This window comes from Streptosporangium sp. NPDC051023, from assembly GCF_040689595.1.
Taxonomy (GTDB): Bacteria; Actinomycetota; Actinomycetes; order Streptosporangiales; family Streptosporangiaceae; genus Streptosporangium.
Genome location: NZ_JBFBCE010000036.1, coordinates 1 through 18993, shown reverse-complemented (window position 1 = coordinate 18993; position 18993 = coordinate 1). Strand labels below are relative to the sequence as shown.

The following is an 18993-nucleotide window of genomic DNA, read 5'->3' as shown; positions in this document are numbered from 1 at the left end:
ATCACTAGGATTTCAAGGGGTATCCACGCGCCTGGTGCATTCGGGAAAGCTGTCAACCAATGAAATGAGATGCGCGTCCCGTTACCTGGTAACGATGGGGCATCTGGGTGGGGTGGTATGAGAGTGGGGACAGAGGAGCCCGCTGTAACGCTCCTCGATGATTCGGTACGGACCGCTCCTAGCATCTGGACACGGTCCTACGCGCGGATTCTGTTGGCCGGAGATCTCGCGTGCGCGGTCGTCGCGTGCGAGTCGGTCTTGGGAGTCCGACTCTGGTTCGGCGCCTTCATCCCCAGGACGGAGGCACTGTTCGGGCTCGGTCTCGCCCTGGCATGGCCCCTGTTCCTGGCAGTGGGGGGCGCCTATCGTAAGCGTGCGCACGGTGAGGGGACGGAGGAGTTCCGAGCGGTTTTCGACGGCGGGGTCGGCTTGACCGCCGCTGTCGCGATCGGGGCTTACGCCACACAGACGACGATCGCTCGTAGTTTCGTGATGGCGATGCTCCCCCTGGCACTCGTGCTCACCATCATTTTCCGATACCGCATGCGCAAACGGCTGCACCAGCGGCGCGCCCTCGGCGAGTACATGCGCCAGGTGGTCGCCGTCGGGCACCGGGAGTCCGTGCTCGACCTGGTGATGCAGCTGCGCAGGCAGCCGCACCACGGCATGACCGTGGCCGCGGCGTGTCTGCCCTCCGGTCCCGAGACGATGGACGTCGACGGCGTCCCGGTGCTCGGAGGGTTCAGCGACGTCGCCGCGGTGGTCGCCAAGGTCGACGCCGACGCCGTGGCCATCCTGGCCTGTCCCGAGCTGGACGGCGTCGCGCTGCGCCGGATCGCCTGGGGCCTCGAGGACGCGCGCACCGACCTGTTCGTGGCGCCCGCGCTCATGGACGTGGCCGGTCCGCGCATCAGTATCCGGCCCGTGGCGGGGATGCCCCTGCTCCATGTGGAGCATCCCGAGTTCGACGGGGCCAAGCAGCTCGCGAAGAGCCTGTTCGACAGGGTCGGCGCGAGCATCGCCCTGCTGATGCTGGCCGTACCGATGCTGGTCATCACCCTGCTGATCCGGGCGACCAGCCCGGGGCCCGCACTGTTCCGTCAGGTCAGGGTCGGCAGGGGCGGCAGGGAGTTCAACGTCGTGAAGTTCCGCACCATGGTCAACGACGCGGAACGGCTCAAGATCGAGCTCCAGCAGCAGAACGAGTTCGACGGCGTGCTTTTCAAGATGAGGAACGATCCAAGGATCACCCGCGTGGGGGCCTTCCTTCGTCGCTACTCCCTTGACGAGCTGCCGCAGCTGCTCAACGTGATCCGAGGGGAGATGTCACTCGTGGGGCCGCGTCCGCCGCTGCCCGATGAGGTCGCGCAGTACGGCGCCGACGTGCGCCGCCGCCTGGTCGTCAAGCCGGGCATGACCGGTCTGTGGCAGGTCAGCGGACGTTCCGACCTGACCTGGGAGGAATCTGTCCGGTTGGATCTCCGCTACGTCGAAAACTGGTCGCTCTTTCTGGACCTGCAGATTCTGTGGAAGACCTGGAGCGCCGTAACCGGCGGAGAAGGGGCCTACTAGCAGTGAAAGCTCTCGTGCTCGCCGGCGGGTCGGGCACCCGGCTCCGGCCCATCACCCACACCTCGGCCAAACAGCTCGTCCCGGTGGCCAACAAGCCCGTGCTCTTCTACGGGCTCGAGGCCATCGCGGCGGCCGGGATACGCGAGATAGGGATCGTCGTCGGCGACACACAGGCCGAGATCGAGGCAGCCGTCGGCGACGGCTCCTCACTCGGCCTGCAGGTCACCTACCTGCGGCAGCAGGCCCCGCTCGGGCTCGCCCACGCGGTGCTGATCGCCCGCGACTACCTTGGCGAGGACGACTTCGTCATGTATCTCGGCGACAACTTCATCGTGGGTGGCATCGGCGACGTCGTGGGCCGGTTCCTCCAGGACCGGCCCACCGCGCAGATCATGCTGACCCAGGTCGGCGACCCCCGGCAGTTCGGCGTCGCCGAGCTGGACGCGAGCGGAAGGGTGGTCGGCCTCGAGGAGAAGCCCTCCGCCCCGAAGAGCGACCTCGCGCTCGTCGGCGTCTACCTGTTCACCCCTGTGATCCATGAGGCCGTGGCCGAGCTCAAGCCGTCGTGGCGGGGCGAGCTGGAGATCACCGACGCGATCCAGTGGCTGATCGAGCGGGGGCACCAGGTCGAGTCGACCGTCATCTCCGGCTACTGGAAGGACACCGGGAACGTCACCGACATGCTTGAGGTCAACCGGCTGGTGCTGGAGTCCCTGGACACCCGTCTCGAAGGACGTGTCGACGACGCCAGCGAGCTGATCGGCCGGGTGGTCGTCGAGGCGGGCGGCGTGGTCGAGCGGTCCCGTATCGTCGGCCCGGCGATCATCGGCGCGGGAGCCAGGATCGTGGACAGCTACATCGGTCCCTTCACCTCCATCGCGGCTGACTGCGTGGTCGACGGCAGCGAGATCGAGTACTCGATCGTGCTGCCCAGGGCCTCGATCTCCGGGGTCTCGCGGATCGAGGCCTCGCTCATCGGTCACGACGTCGAGGTCACCCCCGCCCCCAACACCCCCAGAGCCCACCGTCTCGTGCTGGGCGATCACAGCAAGGTGCAGATCAGCTCATGAAGGTCTTGGTCGTCGGTGGGGCCGGGTTCATCGGCTCCCACTACGTCCGCACGCTCAGCGCGGACGGTATCGCTGTGACGGTTCTCGACAAACTCACCTACGCTGGCAACCCGGCGAACCTGCGGGGGGTCCCCCACGACTTCGTGCTCGGCGACGTCTGCGACGCGGGCCTTCTCAGCGAGGTGGTGCCGGGCCACGACGTCGTCGTCAACTTCGCCGCCGAGTCCCACGTGGACCGGTCCATCGAAGGGGCGGGGGAGTTCGTCAGGACCAACGTGCTCGGCACGCAGACCCTCATGCAGGCCTGTCTGGAGGCGAGAACCTCCAGGGTGGTCCAGGTCTCAACCGACGAGGTCTACGGGTCGGTCGACATCGGCTCGTGGACCGAGGACGCGCCGTTGCGCCCGCGCTCGCCGTACTCGGCGTCGAAGGCGGGCGGGGACATGATCGCCCGCGCCTACGCGGTCACCCACGGCCTGCCGGTCTCCATCACGCGCTGCGGCAACAACTACGGGCCCTACCAGTATCCGGAGAAGGTGATCCCCCTCTTCGTCACCAACCTGCTCCAGGGGCGCAAGGTCCCGCTCTACGGTGACGGCGGCAACGTCAGGGACTGGATCCACGTCGCCGACCACTGCGCGGGCATCCGGCTCGTCGCGGAGCGGGGCGAGCCCGGCGAGGTCTACCACATCGCCGGTACGGCGGAGCTGACGAACGTCGAGCTGACCACCTTGCTGCTCGAGGCGTGTGACGCGGGCTGGGACATGGTGGAGCACGTCGAGGACCGCAAGGGACACGACCGCCGCTACTCCCTGGACGACTCCCGGCTGCGCGCCCTCGGCTACCGCCCCTCGGTCCCGTTCGAGCGCGGCCTGGCCGCGACGGTCCGCTGGTACGTCGACAACCCCGACTGGTGGAAGACCGCCGCGGCGGGGACCAGCGCGGCGAAGAACGGCGCTGAGGAGACCGTCCCGGAGGAGATCGTCGCGGAGGAGATCGGATGAGCCGGTGGCTGATCACCGGTGCCTCCGGCATGCTCGCGACCGAGCTGCTCGGCCTGCTGCGGGCCGAGGGGGAGCAGGTCGCGGCGTTCGGCAGGAGCGATCTCGACCTCCGCGACGGGCAGGCCGTACGGGACCTGGTCGCGGAGCACAGGCCGGACATCGTGGTGAACTGCGCGGCGTGGACGGCGGTCGACGACGCGGAGACCCGGGAGAACGAGGCGCTGGCCGTCAACGGGCACGGCGTGCGGGTGCTGGCCGAGGCGTGCGAGCGCCTCGGCGCGCTGATGGTCCAGCCCTCGACCGACTACGTCTTTGACGGGACCGCGCTCGAACCGTACCGCGAGGACGCGCCGACCTCGCCGATCAACGCCTACGGGCGTACCAAGCTCGCGGGCGAGCACGCCGTTCTTGAGGTGCTGCCGCACACCGGCTACGTCGTGCGGACCGCCTGGCTGTACGGCGCGGCGGGCAAGAACTTCGTCCGCACGATCGCAGGCTTGGAGAAGACCAGGCCAACCCTGGACGTCGTCAACGACCAGCTCGGCCAGCCGACCTGGACGGGTGATCTGGCGGCCTGGATCGTGGAGCTCGCACGGGCCGCGCCCGCGCCCGGGGTCTACCACACGACCAACTCGGGGCAGGGGAGCTGGTACGACTTCGCCAGGGAGATCTTCACCCTGGTCGGCGCCGACCCGGGACGGATCAAGCCGGTCTCCTCGAAGGAGTTCACCCGCCCGGCGCCGCGCCCGGCCTACAGCGTGCTGGGACACGACCGCTGGAGCCGGGCGGGACTGCCGCCGATGCGGGACTGGCGAGAGGCGCTACGGGAATCCAATGCGCTCGTCTAGACGATGCTTGTCAGCGGCCGGGCACGCGTGCGGCGAGGTCTCGGTAGTGGGCCAGGCACGTGTCATAGTCGGGCAGCAGGCCCGCGTCGAGGGCCTCCTTGAGGGTCGGCGCCGCGGCGTCCTTGTCCGACAGGATCGGCTCCAGGTCCGTGGGCCACTCGATCCCGATGGCCGGGTCCAGGGGGTTGACCTCGTGCTCGCGCCCCGGGGCGTACGGCTCGGAGCACAGGTAGAAGATGGTCGCCTGCTCGCTGAGGGCCATGAACGCGTGGCCGATCCCCTCGGCGACGTAGAGGCCGCGGCGGGACTCGTCGTCCAGCCGTACGGCCTCCCAGCGGCCGAAGGTGGGCGAACCCGCGCGGATGTCCACGACCACGTCGAGGACGGCGCCGGAGACGCACGTGACGTACTTCGCCTGACCCGGCGGCACGTCCGCGAAGTGGATGCCCCGCAGGACGCCTCGCCGGGAGATCGAGCAGTTGACCTGGGCGAGGTCCATCCGGTGGCCGATGAATTCCTGCAGGTCGGCGGCGCGATAACTCTCCAGGAACGCGCCGCGCTGGTCGGCGTGGACGCGCGGGGTGTGGCACCAGGTTCCGTCGATGCTGAGGGGTTCCATGGGCCGAAGCATGACACAGCAGGCGGCTGTAACAACCCAGGACGATCGGGCGAAATCCTAGGGTTCGCCCTCGATGAAATGATCATGAAAGATACCGGTCGAGCCGCGTCTCGCGGCGAGGGAGCGTATTGATGACAACGTGCCGGCTGTGCGGTTCGACGAGCCTTGCCAGCGTCGTCGACCTCGGGGCGACGCCGCCCTGTGAGCGGTTCCTGACCGCGGAGCAGCTCGACGAGCCGGAGGCGACGTACCCGCTTCACCTGAGGGTGTGCACCGGGTGCTGGCTGGCGCAGATTCCGCCGCTGATCACCCCCGAGGACACCTTCACCGAGTACGCCTACTTCTCCTCCTACTCCACGTCGTGGGTCGAGCACGCGCGGGAGTTCGTGACCGGGGCGGTCGACCGCCTCGGGCTCGGCGAGGACTCGTTCGTGGTCGAGGTGGCCAGCAACGACGGCTACCTGCTCAAGCACGTGGTCGACCGGGGCATCCGGTGCCTGGGTGTCGAGCCGTCGAAGAACGTCGGCCAGGCGGCCAGGGACAAGGGCGTGCCGACCCTCACCGCCTTCCTCGGCCCCGAGACGGGCGCCGAGGTGCGCGGGGAGCACGGGCCCGCCGACCTCGTGGTCGCCAACAACGTCTACGCCCACATCCCCGACGTCATCGGGTTCACCAAGGGCCTGCGCGCGCTCGTGGCGGACGACGGCTGGGTCTCCATCGAGGTCCAGCACCTGCTGACGCTGATGGAGCACAACCAGTACGACACGATCTACCACGAGCACTTCCAGTACTACACGGTCGCCTCGGCGCAGCGAGCCCTGGCCTCCGGCGGGCTCTCCCTGGTCGACGTCGAGCTGCTGCCGACGCACGGCGGGTCGATCCGGCTGTGGGCGCGTCCCCAGGAGGTCGCGGGCGAGCCCGGCGAGCGGGTCGTCGAGGTGCTCGCCGCGGAGAAGGCGGCCGGGCTGCACGAGCTGTCCGGGTACGCCGAGTTCGCCGCGCGGGTGGCCAAGGTACGGCGGGACCTGCTGAAGTTCCTCGTCGAGGCCGCGGAGCAGGGCAAGACCGTGGTGGGGTACGGCGCCCCTGGCAAGGGCAACACGCTGCTCAACCACTGCGGGATTCGCGCCGACCTGCTCCAGTACACGGTCGACCGCAACCCCTACAAGCACGGCAGGTTCACCCCCGGCACGCGGATCCCGATCGCGGCGCCGGAGCGGATCGCCGAGGACCGGCCCGACTACGTGCTGGTCCTGCCCTGGAACCTCCGCGAGGAGCTCACCGGCCAGTTGTCCTACGTCCACGAGTGGGGGGGCCGGCTGGTCTTCCCCATCCCGAACCTGGAGATCGTCGAGGTGAACCCGTGAAGGTCGTCCTCTTCTGCGGCGGTTACGGAACGCGGATGCGCAGCGGCACCCCGGGCGACGCGCCCAAGCCGATGCAGCTCGTCGGCCCCCGGCCGCTGATCTGGCATGTGATGCGCTACTACGCCCACTTCGGGCACACCGAGTTCATCCTGTGCCTCGGTTATGGAGCGCACCACATCAAGGACTTCTTCCTCAACTATCAGGAGACCACCTCCAACGACTTCGTCCTGCGCGGCGGTGAGGTCGAGCTGCTGTCGACCGACATCTCCGACTGGTCGATCTCGTTCGTGCAGACCGGCATCGACTCGCCGATCGGCGAGCGGCTGCGCCGGGTCCGCGACCACCTCGGCGGCGACGAGATCTTCCTGGCCAACTACGCCGACGTGCTCACCGACGCGCCGCTTCCGGAGATCATCGACCGCTTCACCGCCTCGGACGCGGGCGCCTCGATGATGGTCGTCCCGCCCTCGGAGACCTTCCACTGCATCGAGCTGGGCGAGGGCGGGATGGTCGGCGGGATCACCCCGGTCAGCGACATGCCGCTGTGGATCAACGGCGGGTACTTCGTGCTCCGCCAGGAGGTCTTCGACCACATCCCGCCGGGCGGTGACCTCGTCGCCGACGGCTGTGGCGAGCTGGCCAAGCGCGGGCGGCTGCTCGCCTACCCCCACCGGGGCTACTGGAAGCCGACCGACACCGTCAAGGAGCGGATCGCCCTCGACGAGGCCTACTCGCGGGGCGACCGGCCGTGGGCGCTGTGGGAACGCGGACCGGCGGTGCGCACCGCATGATCGGACTCAAGCCTCCCGCGATCGACCGGATCGCCCTGCTGGCCGCGCACTGCGACGACATCGCCATCGGCGCGGGCGGCAGCCTGCTGACCCTCTGCTCGGCGCGGCCCGGCCTCAGGGTCGACGCGCTGGTGCTCTCCGGCGGCGGCACGGAGCGGGAGGAGGAGGAGCACGCGGCGCTGACGGCCTTCTGCCCCGGTGCCGACCTGCGGCTCACCGTGCTCAAGATGCCCGACGGACGGCTGCCGGCGAACTGGGACGAGGCGAAGGCAGCGGTCGAGGACCTGCGCGCCAGGACCGACCCCGACCTGCTGTTCGCCCCGCACCCCGGGGACGCCCACCAGGACCACCGGGGCCTGGCCAAGCTGGTGCCGACCGCCTTCCGCGACCACCAGGTGCTCGGCTACGAGATCGTCAAGTGGGACGGCGACCTCGGGCGCCCCTCGGCCTACCAGCCGCTCACGCCGGAGGTGGCGGAGGCGAAGGTGGCCCTGCTCCAACAGCACTACCCCTCACAACGGCAACGTCCCTGGTACGACCGCGAGGCGTTCCTCGGGCTCGCCCGCATCCGCGGCATCGAGTGCCACTCGCGCTACGCGGAGGCGTTTCACACAAACAAGCTGACTCTCGACCTGGCTGGAGGATGAACCGGATGCGCGTGCTGCTGACCGGGCACCAGGGATACCTGGGAAGTGTGATGGCCCCGGCGCTCGCCGAAGCGGGCCACGAGGTGATCGGCCTGGACTCCGGGCTGTTCGCCGACTGTCTGCTGGGTCCCTCCCCCGACGACCCCCCGGGCCACCGGGTCGACCTGCGGGACGTCACCGCCGCGGAGCTGGCGGGAGTCGACGCGGTCGTGCACCTCGCCGCGCTGTCCAACGACCCGCTCGGCTCGCTGGCGCCCGAGCTGACCTACGACATCAACCACCACGCCTCGGTGCACCTGGCCAGGCTGGCCCGCGACGCGGGGGCGCGGCGCTTCCTGTACGCCTCCACCTGCTCCGTCTACGGCGCCTCCGGCGGTGACGCGCTGGTCGGGGAGGACGCGCCGCTGCGCCCGGTGACCCCGTACGCCGAGTCGAAGGTCCGCGTCGAGGACGACCTGGCCGAGCTGGCCGACGACGACTTCACCCCGGTCTTCATGCGCAACGCGACCGCGTTCGGGTTCTCGCCCAGGCTGCGCGCCGACATCGTGCTGAACAACCTGGTCGGGCACGCGCTGCTCTCCGGCGAGGTGCGGGTGCTGTCCGACGGCACCCCGTGGCGCCCGCTGGTCCACGCGAAGGACATCGCCGACGCCTTCGTCCTGGCGCTGGCCGCCCCGAGGGAGGCCGTGCACGCCAAGGCGTTCAACATCGGCACCGAGCAGAACAACGTGACCGTCGCGGAGATCGCCGCCGAGGTCGCCGAGGCGGTTCCCGGGTCCAAACTGGTGATCACCGGTGAGGCGGGCGCCGACCCGCGCTCCTACCGGGTCGACTTCGCCCGCGTCCGCGCCGCGCTTCCCGACTACCAGGCGCGCTGGACCGTCAAGGCGGGCGCGGACGAGCTGGTCGAGGCCTACCAGCGGTTCGGGCTGACCGAGGACGCCTTCAAGAACAGCTTCACCAGGCTCGCCCGCCTGGCGGCCAGGAGCGCCGACGGAACCGTCGACGAGACGCTGCGACCACGTGAGGCGGCCGTCAGTGACGGCTGACGCCCAAACGGAGGTAACACCCGGGCAGGAGAGCCGCGAGACCGAGGGACGTGAGATGCACGCCCTGGTCGAGCGGCTCTACCCGCTCTGCAGGAGCATCACCGGCGACGGGGTGCGCGGCACGCTGGACATCGTCTCCGAGTCGGTCCCGCTGGAGATCAGCGAGGTGCCGACGGGCACCGAGGTCCTCGACTGGACCGTGCCCAGGGAGTGGAACATCCGCGACGCCTACATCAAGGACGCCTCCGGCGCCCGGGTGGTCGACTTCGCGGAGTCCAACCTTCACGTGGTCGGCTACAGCGTCCCGGTCGCGGCGACCATGACCCTCGACGAGCTGCGCGGGCACCTGCACACGCTGCCCGAGCAGCCGGACCTGATCCCTTACCGGACCAGCTACTACGCCGAGACCTGGGGCTTCTGCCTGCGCGAGAACACCCTGGCGGGGCTCGGCGACGGGCCGTACGAGGTCGTGGTCGACTCGACGCTGGCCGAGGGCCACCTGACGTACGGCGAGCACGTCGTGCCGGGGCGGAGCACCGACGAGGTCCTCATCTCCTGCCACGTGTGCCACCCCTCGCTGGCCAACGACAACCTCGCGGGCATCGCGGTCGCGACCCGCCTGGCGCGGCGGCTGGCGGAGGCGAACCCGTGGTACACCTACCGCTTCCTGTTCGCGCCGGGCACCATCGGCGCGATCACCTGGCTCGCGCGCAACAGGGAGCGCGTCGAGCGGGTCAGGCACGGTCTCGTACTGGCCTGCGCCGGTGACAGCGGAGCGCTGACCTACAAGCGCAGCAGGCGGGGCGACGCCGAGATCGACAGGGCGGTCCGACACGTCCTGCGGGCCTCGGGGCGCGACCACACGGTCGTGGACTTCTCCCCCTACGGCTACGACGAGCGGCAGTTCTGCTCGCCCGGGTTCAACCTGCCCGTCGGCTCCCTCACCCGGACGCCGTACGCCGGATACCCGGAGTACCACACCTCAGCGGACAACCCGGACTTCGTCTCGCCCGAGGCGATGACGGACACCCTGGAAACCCTCTGGGAGGTCACGCGGGTGCTCGAGGGCAACCGCCGTTACCTCAACCTCAGTCCGTACGGCGAGCCGCAGCTCGGCCGGAGAGGTCTGTACGGATCGCTGGGGGGCCGCAGCGACACCAAACAGACGCAGATGGCGATGTTGTGGGTGCTGAATCTCTCCGACGGAGAGCACACCCTGCTCGACATCGCTGAAAAGTCCGACCTGCCCTTCGCCATCGTGGCGGAAGCGGCACAAGCCCTGCGTGGTGCAGGACTCCTCAAGGAGTAGTGGAGATGACGCGGTTGCAAACCGTCACAGGGCCCGAGGTGCTGAACCTCAGGGTGGGGGAGACGGTTGAGGTCCTGAGCGAGGCCGAGATCATGGCCACGCTGGACGAGAGGGGGGAGCTGGATGAGTTGCCCTTCATGCCGGAGATGCTGGCTTTCTGCGGGAAGCGGCTCACGGTGCACAAAGTCGCCTACAAGCTGTGCGACACCATCAGCCGCAGCGGCATGCGCAGGATGGAGCGCGCCGTACATCTCACCGGCGCGCGGTGCGACGGTTCGGCGCACGGCGGGTGCCAGACGGCCTGCCTGATGTACTGGAAGGAGGCCTGGCTCAAGCGGGTCGAGCCCGGCGCCTCCCCGGCGCCCGAGACGCCGTCCGGCGGCCTCGCGGCGGGCCGCCGCCTCCTGCCCATCCTGGAGGTGGCGAGCAAAAAGGAGCCGGGACCCGACGGCGGGGAGCGCTTCTCCTGCCAGGCGACCGAGCTGCTGCGCGCGGCGCCGACCTGCCTTCCGCTGAAGGACATGCGGCAGTACGTCACGGACGTCAAGACCGGCAACGCGAGCGTGTTCTTCGCGCTCCGCGGGCTCTTCGTCGGGCTGTTCAACCGCTTCCAGGAGCGCAGCAAGCGAACGCTGCCGAGCTGGCTGCAGATCAAGGGCGGTCTGCGCTGGGGCTTCGTCAAGGGCGCGCTCGTCGGCGCGACGCCGAACGAGACACTCGACCTCAAGCCGGGAGAGCTCGTCCGGGTCAAGTCCAAAGAGGAGATCGTCAAGACCCTCAACCAGAACCTGCTCAACCGGGGCCTGGGCTTCGAGGAGGAGATGGCCCGTTACTGCGGGCAGACCGCGCGAGTCCTCTCGCGGGTCGACCGGTGCCTCGACGAGCGGACCGGCGAAATGCTGGAGATGAAGAGCTCCTGCATCGTGCTGGAGGGCATCGTCTGCGCCGGTGCGTACAACGTCAGCTGCCCGCGGGAGTTCGTCCCGTTCTGGCGGGAGATCTGGTTGGAGCGGGTCGAGGAACCCGTCTGACCCGATCGGGACCCTGAGCGGCCATGGCGGTTCGGCGGGCGAACGGTGAAAGGTAAGACATGGAACACACACAGGGCGCGCAGCCCACGGCGGTCGACGAGGACCCCGGCGAGCCGGGCACCCCTGTCTCACAGATGGGGGAGATCGGCCGTCAGGCCGGTCGTGGCCTGCGCTGGAGCGTGCTGGGCAACCTGGTGATGAAGGCCGGCTCTTTCGTCATGAGCCTGATCCTCGCCCGCCTGCTCGTGCCGGAGGACTTCGGCATCTACGCCATCGCGCTGGCCGCGAGCCAGTTCGTCATCTACATCAACGACGCGGGCATCATCGCGGCCACCGTGCAGTGGCGAGGCAAGCTCGAGGAGATGGCGCCGACGGCGACGGTCGTGGCGATCACGTCGAGCACCGCCCTGTACGTGCTCTTCTGGGTCATCGCCCCCTTCTTCGCCGAGCTGTCCGGCAGCCAGGAGGCCACCGGGGTGATCCGGGTCCTCACCGCGGTCAACCTCGTCTACGGCATGACCGCCGTGCGCAGCGCGGCGCTGCTGCGCCGCTTCGAGCAGGACAAGCTCACCAAGGCCAACCTGGTCGGCTTCCTGGTGACCGCCCCGGTCACCATCACGCTCGCGGCCAACGGCGCGGGGGCCTACAGCTTCGCCTGGGGCCAGCTCCTCGGCGCGGTGGCCACCGGGGTGCTGGTCGTCCTGTACGCCAACGTGCGGACCGGGTTCGGCCTCGACCGTCCGATGGCCAAGAAGCTCCTGGTCTTCGGGCTGCCGCTGTGCGTCACCCTCGGCATCGAGGGGGTGCTGCTGAACGCCGACTCCGTCATCGTCGGCGACGCCCTCGGCGCCAAGGAGCTCGGCTACTACCTGCTGGCCTTCAACATCTCCAGCTGGGTTCCCGGGCTCGTCGGCACCGCGGTGCGCTACGTGGCGCTGCCCAGCTTCTCCCGGCTGGCCGAGGAGGACCGCGACTCGGTTTCGCTGGGCGTGCAGCGGGCCGTCCCGCTGCTGCTGTCCATCGTCCTGCCGGTCGGCGTGCTGCTCGGCACCCTCGCGCCCGCCGTGATCGCCTTCCTGTACGGCGAGCGCTGGGGGCCCGCCGCCCAGGTGCTGAGCTTCCTGTCGATCCTCATGGTGGTGCGGATGATGACGGCCCTGGTCGTCGACATCCTGGCGGCCATGGGCGCGACCAAGTCCACCATGTGGCTCAATCTCGGCTGGGCGGTCGCGCTGATTCCCGCGCTGCTGGTGGGCGCCCACCTGGACGGCATCCGCGGCGCGGCGATCGGGCACGCGGTGGTCGCGTTCGTCGTCGCCCTGCCGCTCGCGGTGCTGGCGATGCACAGGGCCGGTGTGACCCTCGCCCCGATCGTCTCCGCGCTGGCGCGCCCGCTTCTCGGCGCTGTGGTCTCCGCGATCGTTACACTGCTGCTCGCCCGAGTGGTCACCGCCACCCCCTTCGTGCAGCTGGCCGTCGCCGGTGGTACGGGGTTGCTCGTCTATGTCCTGATCGTCGTGCCGCAGGCCGTGCTCAGGCAGCTCGGCGGCCGGGTGACCGGCCTGATCCCCGCACGTTCACGCTGACCCGAGGCCGACCCGAGAAGGAAACGGATGGATCATTCCGACACGTTAGTGTCTATCGGACTTCCCGTGCGCAACGGCGCCGCGAGGCTGGAGGCCGTGGTCAGGTCGGTGCTGGCGCAGGACCACCAGAACCTCGAGCTGGTGATCTGCGACAACGCCTCGACCGATGGCACCGAGGAGCTCTGCAGGGAACTGGCGCGTGCCGACAGCCGGATCGCCTATCACCGGCAGCCGCAGAACATCGGGCTGCTCAACAACTTCATCTACGCGGGCAGGGCGGCGCGCGGCACCTTCCTGCGCTGGATCGGCGACGACGACGCGCTGGAGCCCGAATGCGTCTCCCGCGCGCTCCAGGCGTTCGCCGAGGACGAGCGGCTCATCCTCGTCACCACGCAGGTTTCCTACACCGACCCGGACGGGACGACCCAGACCGCGGTCTACGAGCACCCCGGGCTGCGCTCCGACGACCCGGCCGACCGGTTCGCCGAGATGCTGCGCGTGCTCAATGAGAGCCACCTGCTGGTCGACCCCCTGTACGGCCTCATGCGCCGCGAGGCGGTGGTCGGCATCCCCCGGCGCAACATGCTCCGCGAGGACGAGGTGTTCGCCGGGAAGCTCGCGCTGGCCGGGCCGTGGGGGCATGTCAACGAGGTGCTCGCCCACCGTCACTGGAAGCACGAGAGCATCGGCACGATCGGGCGGCGCCTCGGCGTTCCCGGCTGGCAGGCGCACTTCTCCACGACGCTCCAGTGCCGGGAACTCCTGCGCTGGCTGGACGAGGTCGACCTCACCCCGGAGCAGCGCCGCCGTGCCCGCGCGGCCGTGCACCTGATGTACGCCCGCCGCCAGCGGCGCGTCGTGTCCAGGCGCAGCCGCAAGCTCGTACGGCTGGCGACGGGGGCGCTCATGCCGGGCCGTACCGCGGCCGGTCGCTGACCCAGGGCGTCTCCCGCGCCGTCCTCACGGCGCGGGAGCGTTCCACTCCGGCGGGGCTCACACAGCGGGGCGCGAGCGGGACAGCTTGGCCCGTGCCGCCTCGCGCAGCGCGGGCCAGCTCCGGTGGCGCTGGAACGGGAGCTCGAAGACCGCCGCGAACAGCCGGGCCGCCAGCAGCGCCACCGGCACGGCCAGCGCCGTGACCGCAAAGAAGGCGGGCAGGCCGGCGGGCACACGCGGGGCGACGACCAGCAGGAAGATCGTGACGACGATCGGGGCGTGGATCAGATAGAGGGTGTAGGAGAAGGACCCCAGGCTCCGGATCGGCCGCAGGTCGAGCAGCCGGACCAGGACCTTCGCCCGGCCCGTCGCGACCCCGGCGAGCATCAGGCCGACCGCGGGGCCGAGCGCGATGTCGACCCAGAAGAAGTGCCCGACCGTCCACTCAGAGCCGCGCAGGAGAATCATCGCGAGCACCGGGAGGGTGGCGAGCAGCGCCATCCAGTGCCAGGGCAGCCGCTGGGCTCGCTCGCCCGCGGTGAGGACGCCCGCGGCGACGACTCCGACGGCGAACAGCACGGCGAACTGGGGCGTCAGGCGCAGCAGCATGCTCACCACGTGCACGCTGGGCGCCAGCAGCCCGATCACCGCGACGACCGCGGTGACGGCTCCGAGCATCACGATCGCGCCGGCCCTGCGCAGGACCAGCAGCATCAGCGGGAAGACCAGATAGAGCTGGGCCTCGACGGCGATGGACCAGAAGGCCCCGTTGGGGCTGGGCGAGCCGATGATGTCCTGCAGCAGCAGGCCGTAGACGAGCACCGACTTGGCGGTCGGCGCCCCCTCACCCGGCTGGGCGGCCAGGGTCCAGGCGACCACCAGGCTGAAGACCAGGGCGGCCCAGTAGGGGGGCAGGATGCGCCAGGCGCGCCGTCTGGCGAACCTTCGCAGGCTCCCCAGGCGCCATCCCGCGCGGGCCGGGGATACCGCCAGCGAGAAGCCGGACAGTACGATGAACACCACGACCGCGAAGTGCCCGTAGAGCAGCCAGCCGAGCCAGACAGGGCCCGTGCTGACAGGGAAGCCGGGAAAGGCCATGAGCCAGCAGTGGTGCAGCATGACGAACAGGGCCGCCACGCCCCGGATGCCGTCCAGCCCTGCGAGCCTGCCGCAGCCTGTGGAAGTCTCCGCCGGAGCCTCGGGAGAGCTTTCCTGGACGCCCTGATGGGACGACCCCATCCGATCAACTCCCGTCTCGGGCCGCCACACGCCCCGATATCTGCCCTCTTTTGGCCTATCAACGGGTCTATCGCTGTATGGTCGCCAGACGTAACATCCCGGAGGGGATGCCGAGTGTTCGGCGCCCCGCCCGGCCCTGTAACGGGAAGCACGCGCTCATCGATTGGTAACTGTATTGTCTCGGGGGTTTGCTGTGCCCCGGTATGAATAGGGGGCGGAGACACATGGACTTCTGGAAGACCATTTTCGGTCTCGCCAGACGTAAGGCCATCGGTCCGCCCCTGGCGGCCCTCTCTCTCGTCTCCGCCGCGCTGGTCTTCTTCCTGATACCGACGTACTACGTGTCCACGGCGTCGATGGTGCTGACGACTCCGGCCACCGGTGGAACGCTCTCAGCGGACCCGACCAGGCCACTCGGGCTGACCAACCCGCTCCTGCAGTTCAGTGACGGCCTTCGGGTAACCGCGGGCATCCTCATCCTGTCCATGAACACTCCCGAGGTCTCGGCGGAGCTGGGCGTCACCCCGGACGGCCCGACCCAGATCGTGATCAACGACGGCCGGACCAACCCGGAGCTGCTGGGCATCAGCACCAACGGCCCGTTCGTCTATGTCGAGGTCCAGAGCAGGTCCGCCCCGGCGGCACAGGACGTGGTGCTCCGCGCCAAGGAGCGCATCCGCAGGGAGCTCGCCAACCGCCAGCAGGCGCTCAAGGCCCCGCGCTCGACCTTCATCACGGTCGTCGACGTGGTCCCCTCGTCCGTGCCGACGGCGAAGATCTCCGGCAAGCTCACGGCCGCGGGCGCGACGATGTTCGTCGTGCTCTTCGGCGGCCTGAGCATCGTCTACGGCGTGACCCAGATACGGGCAGGCCGCAGGCGTCCCCCCGGCCAGGGGCAGGCGGTGGCCCGCGACGAGCGGGAGATGAGCGACGAGCAGGCCTGGGAGGCCGCGGGCGCGGGCTACGGGAGCGCGATCGTCGACGGCGACCCCCCTGTGGCCATCCCGAGGGTCCCTGCCGTTTCCGAATCCGGTGAAGGACCGTTCCAAGACGACTCCACCGGAATCATCGTCGTGGTCGACGATGAGGACGAGCCGCTCGACCGGCACGACCAGAGCGCGGACACCATCGTGTTCACCCGCGCCGGCTGGCGGGAGGAGAACGAGAAATGACATCCGCGGCGGCCGGGGGCCGGGCCCGGCCGTACGGCTTGACGAGCTTGACGAGACAGTAACGGCCTGCCCCGGTGCGGGCGATGACAATGACGGGCTCTGGTCAGGTGGCCCGCGGTTCGGTTCGGGGAGGAACGCATGGACTTCTGGGGGACGGTCCTTGTCCTGTTCCGGCGCTGGTACGTGGTTCTGCCGACCTTCACCCTCGCGGTCGCGGCGGCGGCCGGGATCTACTCGACGATCCCCACGACCTACGCCTCCTCCGCGGTCCTCATCCTGACCACGCCGACCACCGGCGGAAGCCTGCCGTCCAACCCCCGCGTGCCCAACGGCCTGACCAACCCGATGCTGAACTTCGACAGGGGACTGAGCATCTCCGCCTCCATCCTCATCGCGGTGATGGGCAGCCCGGACACGGCGACCGAGCTGGGTGCGGTCGAGGGCGGGGACACCGCCTTCAAGGTCACCAACGGCAGCAGCAACATCGAGTCGCTGGCCACGGGCCCCTACGTGTTCATCGAGGGTGAGAGCGGGACGCCTGAGGGCGCCAAGGACATCGTGACGCGGGTCATCGCCAGGACGAAGGCCGAACTGGTCAACCGCCAAGAGGCCGTGAAGGCGCCGAAGGCGACCTACATCAGCGCCTACGAGGCGGTGCCGCCGACCGTCCCGCTGGCACAGCGGGGCCGGAAGCTGCGCGCCGTCGCGGCCGCCGTCGGCGTCGGCGTCGTGGCGAGCCTGTTCATGGCCTTCACGGTCGAGAGCTTCGTCACCAACCGCAGGCTGCGCCGCGAGGCCGCCGCGAGAAAGGCCGCTGAGACGTCGGCGTCCGCGAACCACTCGCAGAAGGCGTCGGAACTCAACGGCCGGCTACCGGTCGGCGGCCCGGTTGTGAGGCCCTGATACCCGTGGCGACCCCTCCCGTCCCGCCTGCCAAGCCCGCAGGCGCCCCCAAAGCCCCCAAAGCCGGGCCCACGGGCCCCGCCAGGGCCACGACCCGCGTCACCGCGCGCGACCTCGCCCAGCCGCTCAACCGACACGCCGACGGCGCGACCCTGGCCTGCTTCTTCCTCGTGGCCCTGATGATCATTCCGGCCCGGCTGGTCTTCAGAGGGATCCCGCTCTCGCTCACCCCGGCCAACTTCATGGCCCTCCTGGCCACCTTCTGCTGGCTGTTCGCGCACTTCACCGTCACGCTGGGGATGGCCAAGGGACGCACTCCGGTGCGCACCGCGGTGTTCGTCTTCCTGACCGCGATGATCGCCACGTTCGGTTACGCCACCTACGGCTTCCTGCCGTCGGATGAGCTCAACCTCGCCGACCACGCGCTGATCCTGCTGGTCGCGAACGGTGGGATCGCGCTGATGGTGTGCGACGGGGTCCGCGGCATCGACCGTCTCGACTTCGTGCTGAAGACGGTCGTGGTGACCGGAGCGGCCATCGCGCTGATCGGGGCCTTCCAGTTCCTGTTCGAGTTCGACCTCACCCGCTACCTCGCGCTGCCGGGTCTGCGGTACACCTCGGAGGACGCGTCCATCATCGCGAGGTCCGAGTTTCGTCGGGTCGCCGCGACGACCGGCCATCCCATCGAGTTCGGCGTCATCTGCGCGATGCTGCTGCCGATGGCCGCCCACTACGGTTTCAAGGCCCGTGAGCGCGCCCAGCCGGCCCTGCGGTGGTGGGCGTGCGCGGGCCTGATCGCGATGGGGCTGATGTTCTCGGTCTCCCGTTCCGCGGTGCTGAGCCTGGCGGGCGTCTCCGTCGTGCTTTTCCTCGGCTGGCCCGCCCGGCGGCGGATCCAGGCGCTGCTCGTCACGGCCGGGTTCCTGCTCGGCATGAGGCTCATGGTTCCCGGCCTCATCAACGCCTTCTACAACCTGTTCGCGAACGCGGGCAACGACGACAGCGTCCGCTACCGTACCCACGACTACGCGGTCGCCGCGTACGAGGTCGCCAAACATCTGTGGCTCGGACGCGGGGCGGGCACCTGGTACGCCCCGAAACACCAGGTGTTCGACAACCAGTACCTCCTTTCCGCGGTCGAGACCGGTGTGCTCGGCATCGGGTCGGTCGTGGCGATGTTCCTGTGCGGCATCTACTCGGGACTCAAGGCCCGCTACCTCAGCACCGACCCGGGAACCCGTGACCTCGGACTGACCCTCGCCGCCTGCCTGGTGGTCCCGCTGATCGGCGCGGCCACCTTCGACCTGCTCTCCTTCGCCACCATAACCGGCCTGTCCTTCGTGCTGATCGGCGCGGCGGGCTCGCTGCTGCGCAGCACGATGAGTACCGCCAGACCGCGGCCCCGTACGCAGAGCCTCTCGTGGCGCGAGGCCGCGCGCCTGGGCGCGCGGCGCCTGCTCCACAGGCGGGAGCGGCCCGCTGCGCCCTCCGAGGAACAGCGGGCCGCTCCCGGCGCCGCCTGACCCGCCCGCGACGCTCAGGCCGCGGACGGAGCTCGGTAACCGCGGAGGGGACGCCAACGCCCCCGAGGGCCTCCCGCGGCGCCCACGCGGGGCGGTGGCGTCCGCGGGGGTGACGCCCGACAGGGGGAGGGGCCGGAGAAACACGACGGGGCGGTGGCGTCCGCGAGTGACGCCCACCGGGGGACAGGCCGGAGAAACGCCGGGGACGGGTCGGCGAAACGCGGCGGGGCGGGCGTGTGAACGCCCGCCCAGGCGGGGCGAACACAAGGAGGGCACCCATGGCCCGGGTCCCCCCCGCTGGGATCGGCGCGGTCGCAAACCCGCACA

Annotated in this window: 17 protein-coding genes; 15 read left to right on the top strand and 2 right to left on the bottom strand. The window is 69.8% G+C overall.

Features of this window, described 5'->3' with window-relative positions:
- Positions 1-117 precede the first annotated feature (117 nt).
- From AB0395_RS23730 to rfbD, 4 genes are read left to right on the top strand one after another with little or no spacing between them, the layout of a single operon-like run.
- Positions 118-1572 (top strand): sugar transferase, encoded by a 1455-nt coding sequence (locus AB0395_RS23730; protein ID WP_366283785.1) that lies wholly within the window; start codon positions 118-120, stop codon positions 1570-1572.
- Between the two features lie 2 nt (positions 1573-1574).
- Positions 1575-2642: a glucose-1-phosphate thymidylyltransferase gene (locus AB0395_RS23725; RefSeq protein WP_366283783.1), complete on the top strand. Its 1068-nt coding sequence runs from the start codon at positions 1575-1577 to the stop codon at positions 2640-2642.
- A complete protein-coding gene (gene rfbB, locus AB0395_RS23720) occupies positions 2639-3646 on the top strand; it encodes a dTDP-glucose 4,6-dehydratase (protein ID WP_366283781.1) in 1008 nt (335 codons plus the stop codon). The genes AB0395_RS23725 and rfbB overlap by 4 nt, the downstream gene beginning before the upstream one ends.
- Positions 3643-4494, top strand: coding sequence for a dTDP-4-dehydrorhamnose reductase (gene rfbD / locus AB0395_RS23715; RefSeq protein ID WP_366283780.1), 852 nt, complete (start codon positions 3643-3645; stop codon positions 4492-4494). Before rfbB ends, rfbD begins: the two co-directional genes overlap by 4 nt.
- Before the next feature lie 10 nt (positions 4495-4504).
- Here the strand turns inward: rfbD and rfbC are convergent, their stop codons facing one another.
- Positions 4505-5113 (bottom strand): dTDP-4-dehydrorhamnose 3,5-epimerase, encoded by a 609-nt coding sequence (gene rfbC / locus AB0395_RS23710; protein WP_366283777.1) that lies wholly within the window; start codon positions 5111-5113, stop codon positions 4505-4507.
- 131 nt (positions 5114-5244) lie between these two features.
- On the opposite strand from rfbC, the gene AB0395_RS23705 reads away from it, so the two are divergent.
- Genes AB0395_RS23705 through AB0395_RS23670 form a run of 8 tightly spaced genes read left to right on the top strand, consistent with a single transcriptional unit; the run spans position 5245 to position 13829 of the window.
- The gene (locus AB0395_RS23705) at positions 5245-6480 is read left to right on the top strand and encodes a class I SAM-dependent methyltransferase (protein ID WP_366283775.1); all 1236 of its coding nucleotides are present in this window, start codon (positions 5245-5247) and stop codon (positions 6478-6480) included.
- Positions 6477-7271, top strand: coding sequence for a sugar phosphate nucleotidyltransferase (locus AB0395_RS23700; protein WP_366283772.1), 795 nt, complete (start codon positions 6477-6479; stop codon positions 7269-7271). Before AB0395_RS23705 ends, AB0395_RS23700 begins: the two co-directional genes overlap by 4 nt.
- Positions 7268-7918: a PIG-L deacetylase family protein gene (locus AB0395_RS23695; protein WP_366283769.1), complete on the top strand. Its 651-nt coding sequence runs from the start codon at positions 7268-7270 to the stop codon at positions 7916-7918. The genes AB0395_RS23700 and AB0395_RS23695 overlap by 4 nt, the downstream gene beginning before the upstream one ends.
- A 5-nt stretch (positions 7919-7923) precedes the next feature.
- Positions 7924-8967 carry an SDR family oxidoreductase gene (locus AB0395_RS23690; RefSeq protein WP_366283766.1) on the top strand — a complete coding sequence of 348 codons (1044 nt, stop codon included), beginning with the start codon at positions 7924-7926 and terminating at the stop codon, positions 8965-8967.
- A gap of 55 nt (positions 8968-9022) precedes the next feature.
- Positions 9023-10276, top strand: coding sequence for a DUF4910 domain-containing protein (locus tag AB0395_RS23685; RefSeq protein WP_366283763.1), 1254 nt, complete (start codon positions 9023-9025; stop codon positions 10274-10276).
- 5 nt (positions 10277-10281) lie between these two features.
- On the top strand, positions 10282-11307 hold the full coding sequence (locus AB0395_RS23680) for a hypothetical protein (RefSeq protein WP_366283761.1): 1026 nt from the start codon (positions 10282-10284) through the stop codon (positions 11305-11307).
- Positions 11308-11366: 59 nt separating this feature from the next.
- Positions 11367-12893 (top strand): lipopolysaccharide biosynthesis protein, encoded by a 1527-nt coding sequence (locus AB0395_RS23675; RefSeq protein WP_366283759.1) that lies wholly within the window; start codon positions 11367-11369, stop codon positions 12891-12893.
- A 48-nt stretch (positions 12894-12941) separates the two neighbouring features.
- Complete coding sequence (locus AB0395_RS23670) at positions 12942-13829, top strand: glycosyltransferase family 2 protein (RefSeq protein WP_366283757.1); 888 nt, start codon at positions 12942-12944, stop codon at positions 13827-13829.
- 57 nt (positions 13830-13886) lie between these two features.
- Here the strand turns inward: AB0395_RS23670 and AB0395_RS23665 are convergent, their stop codons facing one another.
- Positions 13887-15068, bottom strand: coding sequence for an acyltransferase (locus tag AB0395_RS23665; RefSeq protein ID WP_366283754.1), 1182 nt, complete (start codon positions 15066-15068; stop codon positions 13887-13889).
- A gap of 224 nt (positions 15069-15292) precedes the next feature.
- Here AB0395_RS23665 and AB0395_RS23660 point away from each other — a divergent pair, with 224 nt between their 5' ends.
- The 3 genes from AB0395_RS23660 (at position 15293) to AB0395_RS23650 (ending at position 18666) form a co-directional block, all read left to right on the top strand.
- Complete coding sequence (locus AB0395_RS23660) at positions 15293-16240, top strand: hypothetical protein (RefSeq protein ID WP_366283751.1); 948 nt, start codon at positions 15293-15295, stop codon at positions 16238-16240.
- 138 nt (positions 16241-16378) lie between these two features.
- Entirely contained in the window at positions 16379-17143 is a 765-nt protein-coding gene (locus AB0395_RS23655) for a hypothetical protein (protein ID WP_366283749.1), read from the top strand.
- A 5-nt stretch (positions 17144-17148) separates the two neighbouring features.
- On the top strand, positions 17149-18666 hold the full coding sequence (locus AB0395_RS23650; RefSeq protein WP_366283746.1) for an O-antigen ligase family protein: 1518 nt from the start codon (positions 17149-17151) through the stop codon (positions 18664-18666).
- The last annotated feature ends 327 nt before the right edge of the window (positions 18667-18993 follow it).

Bases quoted from the DNA above. Each gene is read 5' to 3' on its own strand.
- AB0395_RS23730 (WP_366283785.1), top strand. From the start codon at position 118: ATGAGAGTGGGGACAGAGGAGCCCGCTGTAACGCTCCTCGATGATTCG.
- rfbB (WP_366283781.1), top strand. From the start codon at position 2,639: ATGAAGGTCTTGGTCGTCGGTGGGGCCGGGTTCATCGGCTCCCACTAC.
- rfbD (WP_366283780.1), top strand. From the start codon at position 3,643: ATGAGCCGGTGGCTGATCACCGGTGCCTCCGGCATGCTCGCGACCGAG.
- rfbC (WP_366283777.1), bottom strand. From the start codon at position 5,113: ATGGAACCCCTCAGCATCGACGGAACCTGGTGCCACACCCCGCGCGTC.
- AB0395_RS23705 (WP_366283775.1), top strand. From the start codon at position 5,245: ATGACAACGTGCCGGCTGTGCGGTTCGACGAGCCTTGCCAGCGTCGTC.
- AB0395_RS23695 (WP_366283769.1), top strand. From the start codon at position 7,268: ATGATCGGACTCAAGCCTCCCGCGATCGACCGGATCGCCCTGCTGGCC.
- AB0395_RS23690 (WP_366283766.1), top strand. From the start codon at position 7,924: ATGCGCGTGCTGCTGACCGGGCACCAGGGATACCTGGGAAGTGTGATG.
- AB0395_RS23685 (WP_366283763.1), top strand. From the start codon at position 9,023: ATGCACGCCCTGGTCGAGCGGCTCTACCCGCTCTGCAGGAGCATCACC.
- AB0395_RS23680 (WP_366283761.1), top strand. From the start codon at position 10,282: ATGACGCGGTTGCAAACCGTCACAGGGCCCGAGGTGCTGAACCTCAGG.
- AB0395_RS23675 (WP_366283759.1), top strand. From the start codon at position 11,367: ATGGAACACACACAGGGCGCGCAGCCCACGGCGGTCGACGAGGACCCC.
- AB0395_RS23665 (WP_366283754.1), bottom strand. From the start codon at position 15,068: ATGGGGTCGTCCCATCAGGGCGTCCAGGAAAGCTCTCCCGAGGCTCCG.
- AB0395_RS23660 (WP_366283751.1), top strand. From the start codon at position 15,293: ATGGACTTCTGGAAGACCATTTTCGGTCTCGCCAGACGTAAGGCCATC.
- AB0395_RS23655 (WP_366283749.1), top strand. From the start codon at position 16,379: ATGGACTTCTGGGGGACGGTCCTTGTCCTGTTCCGGCGCTGGTACGTG.